This window comes from Empedobacter sp. UBA5924 (genome assembly GCF_002431085.1).
Classification (GTDB): Bacteria; Bacteroidota; Bacteroidia; order Flavobacteriales; family Weeksellaceae; genus Empedobacter; species Empedobacter falsenii_B.
Map to the genome: position 1 here is coordinate 58,612 of NZ_DJDM01000036.1, position 12,091 is coordinate 70,702.

The following is a 12,091-nucleotide window of genomic DNA, read 5'->3' on the forward strand; positions in this document are numbered from 1 at the left end:
AAATTCACAGCGTTAGAAATGAAAAAGTTTGAAGAAGGAGATTATTATTTATCTCCAGAAGGTTTCAGAATATTTACTGAACAATATCTAAAAAAAAGAGGGTATTGTTGTAAAAGTGGATGCAAACATTGTCCGTATGGATACGATAAAAAAACAGATAAAATAAAGAATAAGAAATAATTATATGAAAATAACATCAACAGTTTTAGCTTTGTTAATAGGAAGTTGTGCTTTTGCTCAAATGAAATTTCCCGCGGTAAGTTCTCATGCTGAAGTTGAACAAAAAGTAGGTTTAACAGAATTTGAAGTTGAATATAATCGACCAAATGTAAACGGAAGAAAAGTATTTGGAAAATTGGTACCGAATGGAGAAGTTTGGCGAACTGGTGCGAATGAAAATACGGTCATCAAATTTGATAAACCAATCAAAGTGAATGGACAAGAGTTGGCTGCTGGCGAATATGCGTTGTATAGCATTCCGAATAAAGAGGAGTGGGAGGTAATTTTTTACAAAGACACGAAAAACTGGGGAAATCCGAAAGAGTGGAAGGAGTCGAATATCGCTTTGAAAGTGAAAGCTCCGTCAACAAAATCGATGAACAAGACAGAAACGTTTGAGATTCGTTTTACAAATGTGACGCAAAAATCAGCGAATTTGGTATTAGCTTGGGATAACACAACGGTTGTTTTGGATATTGAAACGAATACAATTAACGAAGTTTTAAAAATGATTGGAGATCAATTGAATGAAAATTCTTCTGCAAGAGATTTTTACAATTCAGCAAACTTCTATTATTCGAATAAATTGGATCGAAATCAAGCGTTGAAATGGGTTAATACAGCTTTAGAAAAAGATGCAAATGCGCCAGATTATTACAAAGAATTGAAAGTTAATTTGGAAAAAAATAAATATTAATTAAAAATCCCTTCAAAAATTTTTGAAGGGATTTTTTTATTGAGTAATATTCTTCTTTAAGATAATTTGTAGGTAAGAAAACATCAACGCAGTTGACCAGCCTACCATCATAATTCCGTTTATAGCTTCTAATCCAGCCATAATTTTCCATTCGCTATCAATCACAACATCACCGTAACCAACGGTTGTAAAAGTGATTAATGAAAAATAGATTGCTTCTTGAAAACTATATAAATTGTCAATATTTGGATTGAAATAAAAAGTAGCCGCCCAAATTGTACATTGTGCACCGTGCAATAAAGTCAAGAAAGATACTGAAATTGCCATTTGCCAAAGCACTTCACTAAACGTTAATCGTTGTTTTTTGAGATTATATTTATGTAGATATTTTAGCGAATAAACCGTAACAGTTGATTGTAAAATAACATTTACACAAATAATCAATACGCCAAAACATATAATTAGAAACATATTTTTATCAATTATAGATGAGTACAAAAATGTAAAGAATAAAATTTATAGAACACTTTTTGAAGCGAAAAATTTTGTAAATTTAATAGAGAAGGAAAATCTAGATATCCTAAATATTTGATAAAATCTGGATTAATAAAGCTTTATTACTAATTTTGTAACGCTAAAAATACATATTTCAACGAATGAAAATTAATTTTAAATATATTTTGATGTGTTTCGGAATAGCTACAATTGGCTTATCTTCGTGTGCTTCAAATAAAAATTCGAAAAAAATAGTTTATAAAAAAGTAGAATCTAAGCAGCCTATAAAACCTGTCGAATCTACGAAGTCAACCATTGCTACTACGCCAAAAACTGAAATTCCGAACAAGAAAGATGAAGTTTTTACAGTAAAACTACCTGAAGTAAATCGTGAGTTTCGTGCAGCTTGGGTAGCTTCTGTTGCAAATATTAACTGGCCTTCTAAAAAAGATTTGACAACAACGCAACAAAAAGATGAAGCAATAAAGTTGTTGGATATGTTAGAAGCAAACAATTTTAATGCTGTTATTTTTCAGGTTCGCCCAGCGGCAGATGCTTTGTATAAAAGTAATTTCGAACCTTGGTCTTACTTTTTAACTGGAGAAGAAGGTAAGGCGCCTTCGCCATATTATGACCCGTTAGAATTTTGGGTGGAAGAAGCACACAAACGTGGAATTGAGTTGCATGTTTGGTTAAATCCTTACAGAGCGCATCACAGTAGTGGAGGTCCAGTGACAAACGAATCGATGGTGAAAAGATCGCCAAGTAATGTGGTGAGATTGAAAAATGGCATGTATTGGTTTGATCCTGCTGACAAAAAAACGCAAGATCACGTTTCGGAAGTTGTTCGTGATATCGTTTCGCGTTATGATATTGATGGTGTTCATTTTGATGATTATTTCTATCCATATGCATCGTATAATGGTGGTGCAGACTTTCCAGATAATTCAACTTGGAATGTTTACAAGAATAATGGAGGAATGTTGTCGAGAGCAGATTGGCGTCGTCAAAATGTGAATACAATTATTGAGCGTATTTATAAAGAAATCAAAGCAGAAAAACCTTTTGTAAAATTTGGTATTAGTCCTTTTGGAATTTGGAAACCAGGATATCCTGCTGGAATTACAGGTTCTTCGCAATATGATGAATTGTATGCAGATGCAAAATTATGGTTGAACAAAGGTTGGGTTGATTATTTTTCGCCACAATTGTATTGGCCAATTAATTCGACAGGACAAAGTTTTCCGAAATTATTAGAATGGTGGAAATCAGAAAACACACATAATCGTCATCTTTGGCCAGGTTTGAATACTGTAGAAGTGAAAGTTTCGGATAGAACAACTGAGATTACAAATCAGGTAAAAATGGCTGGAGAAATTTTACAAAACAATGTGGGTGTTATTCACTGGAGTATTGCTGGATTAACGAAAAATCCTTCGATGTTGAGTTATCTGAAAGAAGGTCCATACAAAGCTAAAGCTTTGGTGCCAACTATGAATTGGATAAAAGCAGATCGTTTGGTAAAACCAAGTTTGACTGTAAATATGAAAGCGTCAGAAGTTGTGATGAATTGGAATGATTATAAAATGAATTCAAATGTTTCGAAATGGATTTTATACACACGTTACAACAACGATTGGGAAACGTCTATTTTGGATAAAACCAAAACAAACCAAACAATTTTGAAACACAAAGATGGTAAAAGTTTAACAGCAGTTGCACTAAAAGCTGTCGATCGTTTAGGAAACGAAAGTGATTACGTTGCTCAAAAAATTAATTAAGAATTGAATTTCTCTCAATATAAATCCTCAACATAAGTTGAGGATTTTTTTATTTTTTTCTCTTTAAAATATAATAAAGCGCATCGTTATCATTTTCTTTTGATGTGTAGGCAAACTGAAATTCATATCCGTTTTCAGACATAAAATTCAACGCATCAATCATCGAATTGAATTTCACTGAAATTCCGCGTTCATCTTTTATTTTCAAACCATTTTTCAGTGAAAAAGATTTGGTTTCTTGTCCAAAATCCAATCGAATATTCATTTTTGTACTCAAACCTCGCCCAGTTCCAATAATCTGTACATAATCAACATTGATATCTTTAATCGGAACATCATTTACAGTTTGCGCAACCGAAAAATTACCGATGAATAATCCCAAAATAAGTGCTAATTTTTTCATAAGTTTTAAATTTTGATAAAGATATTTATTTTCGAATGAAAGAAAAAAGCTGTTTCAAAAGACTAAAATTAGTCATGTCATTTCGACGCATGGAGAAATCTGTAATTTAGATTTCTCATTTCACTACGTTTCATTCGAAATGACATTTTTGAAACAACTTTCTTAATTATATTATTTCAATCCCCAATCAACAGCAAAAACAGCTTGTAAAGCTGCAGTTTCAGTACGGAAACGTTGATGTCCAAGACTAATTCCTGTAAAATTATGATCTTCTGCAGCGAAAATTTCATCTCTCGAAAAATCACCTTCAGGACCAATCATAATCAAAATTTTCTGCGGATTATTTTCCAAAACTGTTCGTAAAGGCGTACGTTCAATATCCGCTTCGCAATGCGCAATACATTTCGTGAAACCTTCAAAATCCTGTTTGATAAATTCATTGAATTTTGTCAAATCATTTACTTTTGGCAAATACGCTTTCAACGATTGTTTGGTTGCAGATTGTACAATTTTTTCAATTCGCTCGATTTTAATATTTTTTCGTTCCGAATGAAAAGTCTGTAAAAAAGTAATTTCGTCAATACCAATTTCAGTTGCTTTTTCTAAGAAAAATTCCAAACGTTCCATTGTTTTTGTTGGTGCAATTGCAACATGTAAATAGTAATTTTTCTGCTCGAAATTTACTTTTAAGTCAACAACTTTTCCTTCAACTGCTTTTTTAGAAATTGATGTAATTTCAACTTCAGCCAAATTTCCTTTTCCATCTGTCACGTGCACCAAATCGCCTTCATTTCCGCGTAAAACTTTTGCAAAATGATGACTTTCTTCTTCGTTGAGAATAGCTGTGTCATGATGAATTTCTCCAAAAAATAATTTCATTAAATATGGTATTTAGCTACAGATTTCGCTGTGTTTTCTGTAAATAACTCTTGATCAAATTTTAAACTTCCAACCATTGCAATCATCGCTGCATTGTCTGTTGTATAAGCAAATTTTGGTATAAAAGTTTTCCAACCAAATTCAGTTTCTCCATCTTTTAATCGTTGACGAATTTCAGAATTAGCCGAAACTCCACCTGCAATTGCAATTTGTTTAATTCCAGTTTCGTCCGATGCTTTTTTTACTTTTTCCATCAAAATATTTACGATAGAACGTTGAATAGAAGCGCACAAATCATCAATATTTTCTTCTATAAAATTTGGATTTGCTTTGACCTCTTTCTGAATAAAATATAAAATTGACGTTTTGAAACCGCTAAAACTAAAGTTTAAACCATCAATTTTTGGTTTTGCAAATTTGAATTTTGTAGGATCTCCAATCTTAGATTTTTTGTCAATAATTGGACCTGCAGGATATGGTAAGTTTAAAATTTTACCTGCTTTATCAAAAGCTTCACCAGCTGCATCATCAATTGTTTCACCTAAAATTTCCATCTCAAAATAACTGTTGATTTTCACGATTTGTGTATGTCCACCAGAAACAGTCAAACATAAAAATGGAAAAGTTGGTTTTTCGTCGTTGGCATCTTCAATAAAATTTGCCAAAATATGTGCTTGCATGTGATTAACCTCAATCAACGGAATATCCAATGATTGACTGAAAGATTTCGCAAAACTTCCGCCAACCAAAAGCGAACCCATCAATCCTGGACCACGTGTATACGCGATTGCTTTAAGTTCTTCTTTGTTAATATTTGCCTGTTTTAAGGCTTGATCTACGACGGGAACAATATTTTGTTGATGTGCTCTCGAAGCTAATTCTGGTACTACGCCACCATATATTTCGTGAATTTTTTGGCTTGCTACAACATTAGAAATAATTTTATTTCTGTCAATAATTGCTGCGCCTGTATCATCACAAGAAGATTCTATGGCTAAAATGTAGTTTTTATCGCTCATAATTCCTTGTAGAATAAAATTTATAACTTATTTTTACCCTGCAAATATCGTAAATTTAAACCATTGAAAATAGTCAGACGAATAGGAAGATTTTTATTGTCGTTGATTATACTCGTTTTAACCCTTGTTTTAACAGTAGCAATCGCAATACAAATCCCTGCGGTACAGACAAAAATAGCTCACTTTGCCTTAGAAAAATTAAATAAATCGTTGAACACACAAATGTATGTAGATGCGGTTGATATTGATTTTTTTGGACGTATTTATTTCTATGGTGTACACATTAAAGACGATCACAAATATGATTTTTTGAAGTCGAAGACTTTAGAAACAACAATAAATGTTTGGTCGTTAATTCCAGGAATCAAAAAAGATCATATCAATTTGAGTGAAGTGAAATTGATTGAACCTGAAATTCGTGTGATTACCTACAAAGGTGATTCGATTTCGAATTTCATCAAATTTGTGAACGGTTTTAGTTCTGATAAACCAAAAGATCCGAAAAAGATTTTCAAATTAGATGGAGATTTTATTTTACAGGATGGAAGAGTTTCAATTGTTAATCAAAATTCTGGAAATGTTTGGTTGGATTCGAAGCAGTTGAACATGACGGTAAAAAAGTTTCGATTAGTTGATTCTGATATTACGGCCGATTTAGAAAATTTCTGCTTTGTTGCAACAAAAAATAAAGAAACGTATAACGTACAAAATTTCACAGGAAAAGTTCATTATTCGAAAAAAGAAATTCGAGTTGGGAATTTAAATTTACGAACGGATACGTCTGTTTTAAACGGAAATTTATTATTGAGTTACAATCAACCTTCGGATATGTCTGATTTTAATAATAAAGTTCGTTGGGACGTTTTTTTTGATCGAGGATCTAAAATTAATTTTAAAGAAATTCGCTATTTCACTGATTTATTTGATAAAAATTCTTCGGTTGATTTATATGGAAAAGTAAATGGAACCCTGAATAATTTAACATTTACAGATTTCGAATTGAAAGGAGAAGATAATTATGTTGGTGCTTCTCGTTTACAATTGCAAGATGTGACACATGGTTCTTCGCTAAATTTTTCGACAAGAAATGTAAAAATCAATACATCCTATCAAAAAATTGTAAAGTTACTTCCAACCTTTGTTTCTAAGAAAATTCCGAATATGTTGACTCGTTTTGGAAACTTAAATTATCGTGGTGATATTTCATTAAATCCAAATGAAATTCATGCGAATGGTTACGCAGTTTCTGGACTTGGTGATGCTGATATTAAAGCTCAAATTAGGAATTACAAAGATGTAAAATCGTTAATTTATAAGGGAACTTTAGATGCGAAAAATCTTAATCTTCGTCAATTAACAAATGCAAAAGATTTGGGTTATGTAAGCGGAAAATTTAGATTTGATGGAAAAGGAACTGATCTAAAAAATATCAATTTAAATTTAGATGGAAATCTTCGTTACATCGATTTGATTGGAAAAAGATATCAAAATATTACAGTAGATGGCTTGGTCAAAAATTATCAGTTTAATGGTTTATTTGATATCAAAGATCCTAATCTAAATGCACAATTGAACGGAAAAATTAACTTCAGTGGAAAACCATATGATTTTGATTTTACATCAAACATTCGTCAAGTTAATTTAGATTTTCTTGGAGTTACAAAAAATCTAAATGCAATAGTACGTGGCGATGTTGAAGGGAATTTTAAGCTGACAAATATTAATGATTTTAGGGGAAATATTGATGTCAAAAATCTTTATTTCCGTTCTAAAAAAGATACGTTAGAATTGTCACATGTCATGTTGAATTCTCAAATAGATGGTTCGCATAAAATCATGACATTAGATGTGCCAGATTATATGAAAGCCACTGTTGATGGTAAATTTAATATTACTGAAGTTGCAAATGTTATCAATAATTCGCTTGTAGATCTAGTGCCATCTTTCCGCCATAAAAAAGTTTCGCCAAATCAGGCTTTTTCGTTTGATGTTTATGTGCAAGAAAATTTATTACAATATATCGATCCATCGATTTCTATTGAGCCAGATACACATGTTAAAGGTTATATTGATGGTACGAAAAATCAATTGGAAGCGACATTGGATACTCCAGGTATAAAATATGCAGGAATTCAATTGTTTCAGTCGAATGTTAATCTAAATACAATTGCAGAACTACCAACACTTAATGCGAAAATTGATAGTATGAAAGTGAGTGGAGTTACGATTAATGCGATTAACGTAAATTCGATTCCGAAGAATGATACAATGATTGTCAAAACAGATTTTAATATTGGTCGTAAGAATCCAATTTTATTTAATCTAAATCTTTTTCACACAGTTCAGAATAATAATGATTTGATTTTTGGATTTTCACCTTCGACAATACAAATAGATTCGACACAATGGACAATTAATCATTTGAATGATGCAAATTCTAATCGGGTAATTTTTAATCGAATCAATAAATCATTAAAAGTTGAAGATTTGTCATTAGAATCGGAAGAACAATATTTAAAAGTAAGTGGTTTATTTAATAACAATGTAGATTACAATTTCAATGCTGATTTTAAAGATTTGCATTTAGAAAAAATCATTCCTAAAACATTATTGAATAATCTAAAAATTGTCGGTATAGCGAACGGTAAAGTAGATATTATTCGTACAAAAGAAAAGTTAGAACCAACACTTGAAGCTAAAATTGATAAGTTAGGTTTAAATGATTTTGAGCTTGGTAATTTGACTTTACAAGGAGGTTATAATGTAGCGGATAAACAATTTAATTTTGAAACAAGTTTACAGAAAGAGCAAATTCAATCGTTGGTTGCTTATGGTAATATTATTAATAAACCAACAGGTCCTGAAGTCGATGTAGATGCCAATTTTGATGAGTTTCATATCGATTTCTTAGAAGGATTCTTAAAATCTGTTTTCTCTAATATGCGTGGAACGTTATCTGGTGATTTAAAAATTACTGGACCAATTGATTTACCAAATCTTAGCGGAAATATGATTGCAAAAGATCTTGGATTAAAAGTTAATTTCTTAGGAACAGATTATTTATTTGAAGGAGAAAATGAATTACTTGTTTCGAAACAAGGAAAAGGACAAGGGATTATTATGTTGAATGATATTGCGTTCAAAGACACAACTTTCAATACAAAAGGAAAAGTTGATGGAGCAATTCTTTTCCGCAACTTATCTAAATGGGGTCTCAACTTAGATTTTGATACCGATAATTTATTGGTGATGAACACATCTATTAAAGACAATGAATTGTTTTATGGAAAAGTATTTGCGAAAGGAAATGTATCTATGTTTGGTGCGGTAGAGGAATTGGAGATTGCTGGAGATGCGACAGTGGTTGGAAATTCTGAGTTAACGATAAATACAGGAAGTACAACAATTGAGTCAGAAAATAATTTGGTACGTTTTGTTCCTAACCAACATCTAGATGAAAAATCGAAAAATAACGAGCCTCACGCACCAAAAGGAATGTCGATAGATGTCAACATCAATGCGTATCCAAATGCGATGGTGAATTTGATTTTTGATGCAGCTACAAATGATAAAGCAACAGCGCGAGGAACTGCAGAAAATCTTAGATTCTTAATGAATAAAGCAGGATTGAGTATTACAGGGGTATATAATATAGAAAGTGGAACATATGAGTTTAGACAATTTCCGCTGATTCCAAAAGATTTTAAAATCAAAAAAGGATCTTCGGTACAATTTGCAGGAAATCCACTTGATGCAACGCTTAATATTACAGCTGAATATCAACGTTCGGTGTCAAATGTTGGAGACTATTTAGGTGTAGGATATTCGCAAATTTATGATGCTCTCTTATCAATTAATATTTCCGAAACGTTGAAGAAACCTATTATCGATTTTGGATTAACAATTCCTAATGCAGGTTCGGATATCAATTCGCAGTTACAGTCAAAATTCCGTTCAAATACAGAAGAACAGATGCTTCAGTTTAGTTATATCTTATTGACAGGTAAATTTGGTGATGCTTCGGCTGTTCAGTCTGGTGTAACGAGTACAGCTGCCGATATTGGTTTATCGACAATTGCGGGCATGTTATCATCTATTGCAAATAATGTAGATATACAAATGGAGTACGTAGGTGGTAGTGCACAATCAGAGACAAATGATAAAATTAGAACTTCGGTTTCATATCGCGTTAATAATCGTTTAAGTTTGCGTGGTTCGTATGGAATTGCGGTTACAAATAATAGAAATGTACAAGAGAACTTCGATGGAAATTTTGATGTTTCTTATGATATCTCGAAATTGAATAATGGATCTTTGGTCTTAAAAGCATTTACAAAACCTACAACTTTCGGTTTATTGCCAGGAATGGAAAATAACTTGAATCAAAGTTTCGGAGTTGGAATTCAATACAACAAAAGTTTCGAAACGTTTAGAGGTTTCTTAGGTTTAGATGAAAATAAACGAAAAGCAAAAGCTAAAAAAGAGGAGCAAACGCAAGAAAGATTTGATTCGATTGTCCTTCCGAAACAGTTTAAAAGTGAGGAAAGAAGAATAGATTCTACTCGTCAAACTACAAAAGATACGGTCAAAGTTACGTATCAAAAAAGTACTCAACCTAAAGTGGAACAAAAACGTCGTGGTTTAGTCAAAATTAAATAAAAAAAAATGAGTTTATTGTGGTTAGACAATAAACTCGCGCAAACAAACAAAAGTGATTAGTTCTTTCTTTTTTGAACTATTATTATAACAAAAGTAAAATATTAAATAAATCATTAAAAAATATTTTGAAGTTTGTTTGTTTTATTTATAATTTTGCTAAAAATTAATTCGATTTTTTATTAAAATAATAATAATAATCAAAAATTAGGAAAATGAATTACATAATTGATGATGTTGATAAGAAAATTTTGATGTATTTGATTGACAATACAAGAATGCCATTTACAGAAATTGCAAAGAAAATGAATGTTTCTGCTGGTACTATTCACGTACGTGTCAAGAAATTAGAGGAGGCTGGAATCATCAAAGGAACTACACTAATTACAGATTATGATAAAATGGGTTATCAGTTTGTTGCGTATGTAGGATTGTTACTTACAAAAACAAACAAAACTCAGAAAGTGATAGATGAATTATATAAAATTCCTAACGTAACAGTGGTTCACGTTGTGTCTGGGAAATATAATATTTTCTGTAAAATTCGTGCAAGAGATACTTCTGATGCGAAAGATGTTATCTACAAAATTGATCAAATTGATGATGTATTGAGAACAGAATCTATGATTTCGTTAGAAGAATCTTTTAACGATAAAAATAGATTGATGCATTCAATTTTTCATTAAAAATAAATTTCAATTTATTAATCATCCCACAAAATGACAGACGAAGAAAAAGAAAAATATTTTCAGGTCGCTCTATGTTCAAGTCTCGTACTTTTCGGGTTTGATGGAGAAGATCTCAAAATATTGGTGTACAAAAAACTAAACGATCCTTTCAAAGGAGCATTGGTTTTGCCAGGAAAATATATTGCGCCAACGGTAAGTAACGATCAAGCAATTCACGAATTGTTGATTGAGAAAATTGCTTACGATGAGCATCAAACATATATTGAACAATTGAAAGCTTTTACAAAAGTTTTTCGTAATCCATTAGGACGTGTTGTAAATGTTGCTTATTACGCTTTGGTTAAATTGACACCTCAAATAGAGGAAAAAGTGAAAACACAAGGTGGAGAATGGTATGCTTACGACCGTGTTCCGGATTTGGCTTTTGATCATAATGAGATTGTAAAATATGCAAAAGAGCGTGTAAAACGTCGTGTGAAGCGTCGTCCAGTAGGGTTCAACTTACTTGGAGATGAGTTTACAATTGCGCAATTGCAAAGTTTGTATGAAAAAGCCTTGAATCGTGAGTTGGATAAACGTAACTTTAGAAAGAAAATCTTTAACTCAAATTTAATTATCGAAACTGGTAATACAACAGATCCTAAACAACATCGTAAAGTATCTAAATTGTATCGTTTTGATGAAGAAAAATACGAAAAATTGAGTTTGAAAGGATATGATTTCTTATTTTAAAATAAAGCTATGACAGATCAAAAAGTAGAACAAAATCAAGAACGTGACGATATTTTTGACACAAAAGTTTTAATGTCGGATAATACCAAAACAAAAGATTTGAAACACGAAGGAAACAAAACATCATTCCTTTTCAAGTCAATGATCTTTATAATGGTTTTCTTGATTTTGAGTATTCTTTATCGTGGTTATCAATTATTGGTGACAAATGATTATTTGTTCCGCCAAATGATGAACGAAGATGCGCCAGAAATGCCAAAATGGTATCCAATTTCGACTCTTGTTTTAGGAGTTATTGCATTGATAGGTATCTTTTTAGTGAAATCTTATAAAAGAATTGGTGTATATATGGTTGTGACATCATTATTTGTGTCAGCAGCAATGCAGCCCGAATTTATGGCAGATGGAACACTTTTTACCATGTTTACATTATTTGTGTTTATAGGTTATGGTTTAGCGATTATCTATCCATATTGGCACAAGTTTAAATAAAAACTTAATAAAGTCTAGAAAAGAGGTTA

The 12,091-nt window shown here is 31.5% G+C and carries 11 protein-coding genes; 7 read left to right on the forward strand and 4 right to left on the reverse strand.

Annotation, left to right across the window (positions count from 1 at the left end):
- Positions 1-18 precede the first annotated feature (18 nt).
- A complete protein-coding gene (locus B3792_RS10470; protein ID WP_160279602.1) occupies positions 19-180 on the forward strand; it encodes a DUF5522 domain-containing protein in 162 nt (53 codons plus the stop codon).
- A 4-nt stretch (positions 181-184) separates the two neighbouring features.
- Positions 185-916, forward strand: coding sequence for a DUF2911 domain-containing protein (locus B3792_RS10475; protein WP_084106931.1), 732 nt, complete (start codon positions 185-187; stop codon positions 914-916).
- A 36-nt stretch (positions 917-952) separates the two neighbouring features.
- On the opposite strand, the gene B3792_RS10480 is transcribed toward B3792_RS10475, so the two are convergent.
- Positions 953-1,387 (reverse strand): potassium channel family protein, encoded by a 435-nt coding sequence (locus B3792_RS10480; protein WP_280049537.1) that lies wholly within the window; start codon positions 1,385-1,387, stop codon positions 953-955.
- Positions 1,388-1,572: 185 nt separating this feature from the next.
- Between B3792_RS10480 and B3792_RS10485 the strand changes: the two genes are divergently transcribed.
- Positions 1,573-3,192, forward strand: coding sequence for a glycoside hydrolase family 10 protein (locus B3792_RS10485; protein ID WP_114999991.1), 1,620 nt, complete (start codon positions 1,573-1,575; stop codon positions 3,190-3,192).
- Between the two features lie 49 nt (positions 3,193-3,241).
- On the opposite strand, the gene B3792_RS10490 is transcribed toward B3792_RS10485, so the two are convergent.
- From B3792_RS10490 to tsaD, 3 genes are all read right to left on the reverse strand, one after another.
- Positions 3,242-3,595: a hypothetical protein gene (locus B3792_RS10490; protein WP_038336316.1), complete on the reverse strand. Its 354-nt coding sequence runs from the start codon at positions 3,593-3,595 to the stop codon at positions 3,242-3,244.
- Between the two features lie 171 nt (positions 3,596-3,766).
- Complete coding sequence (locus tag B3792_RS10495; protein WP_125350218.1) at positions 3,767-4,474, reverse strand: RsmE family RNA methyltransferase; 708 nt, start codon at positions 4,472-4,474, stop codon at positions 3,767-3,769.
- Positions 4,474-5,493, reverse strand: coding sequence for a tRNA (adenosine(37)-N6)-threonylcarbamoyltransferase complex transferase subunit TsaD (gene tsaD, locus B3792_RS10500; protein WP_038336318.1), 1,020 nt, complete (start codon positions 5,491-5,493; stop codon positions 4,474-4,476). The genes B3792_RS10495 and tsaD overlap by 1 nt, the downstream gene beginning before the upstream one ends.
- 63 nt (positions 5,494-5,556) lie before the next feature.
- On the opposite strand from tsaD, the gene B3792_RS10505 reads away from it, so the two are divergent.
- From B3792_RS10505 to B3792_RS10520, 4 genes are all read left to right on the forward strand, one after another.
- Entirely contained in the window at positions 5,557-10,152 is a 4,596-nt protein-coding gene (locus B3792_RS10505) for a translocation/assembly module TamB domain-containing protein (protein WP_291069544.1), read from the forward strand.
- A 212-nt stretch (positions 10,153-10,364) separates the two neighbouring features.
- Positions 10,365-10,835 carry an Lrp/AsnC family transcriptional regulator gene (locus B3792_RS10510; protein ID WP_038336320.1) on the forward strand — a complete coding sequence of 157 codons (471 nt, stop codon included), beginning with the start codon at positions 10,365-10,367 and terminating at the stop codon, positions 10,833-10,835.
- Positions 10,836-10,868: 33 nt separating this feature from the next.
- A complete protein-coding gene (locus B3792_RS10515) occupies positions 10,869-11,570 on the forward strand; it encodes an NUDIX hydrolase (RefSeq protein ID WP_038336322.1) in 702 nt (233 codons plus the stop codon).
- A gap of 9 nt (positions 11,571-11,579) precedes the next feature.
- On the forward strand, positions 11,580-12,062 hold the full coding sequence (locus B3792_RS10520) for a hypothetical protein (protein ID WP_219034200.1): 483 nt from the start codon (positions 11,580-11,582) through the stop codon (positions 12,060-12,062).
- The last annotated feature ends 29 nt before the right edge of the window (positions 12,063-12,091 follow it).

Excerpts from the sequence above, each read along its gene's own strand:
- B3792_RS10470 (WP_160279602.1), top strand. The coding sequence starts at position 19 with ATGAAAAAGTTTGAAGAAGGAGATTATTATTTATCTCCAGAAGGTTTC.
- B3792_RS10475 (WP_084106931.1), top strand. The coding sequence starts at position 185 with ATGAAAATAACATCAACAGTTTTAGCTTTGTTAATAGGAAGTTGTGCT.
- B3792_RS10480 (WP_280049537.1), bottom strand. The coding sequence starts at position 1,387 with ATGTTTCTAATTATATGTTTTGGCGTATTGATTATTTGTGTAAATGTT.
- B3792_RS10485 (WP_114999991.1), top strand. The coding sequence starts at position 1,573 with ATGAAAATTAATTTTAAATATATTTTGATGTGTTTCGGAATAGCTACA.
- B3792_RS10490 (WP_038336316.1), bottom strand. The coding sequence starts at position 3,595 with ATGAAAAAATTAGCACTTATTTTGGGATTATTCATCGGTAATTTTTCG.
- B3792_RS10495 (WP_125350218.1), bottom strand. The coding sequence starts at position 4,474 with ATGAAATTATTTTTTGGAGAAATTCATCATGACACAGCTATTCTCAAC.
- tsaD (WP_038336318.1), bottom strand. The coding sequence starts at position 5,493 with ATGAGCGATAAAAACTACATTTTAGCCATAGAATCTTCTTGTGATGAT.
- B3792_RS10510 (WP_038336320.1), top strand. The coding sequence starts at position 10,365 with ATGAATTACATAATTGATGATGTTGATAAGAAAATTTTGATGTATTTG.
- B3792_RS10515 (WP_038336322.1), top strand. The coding sequence starts at position 10,869 with ATGACAGACGAAGAAAAAGAAAAATATTTTCAGGTCGCTCTATGTTCA.
- B3792_RS10520 (WP_219034200.1), top strand. The coding sequence starts at position 11,580 with ATGACAGATCAAAAAGTAGAACAAAATCAAGAACGTGACGATATTTTT.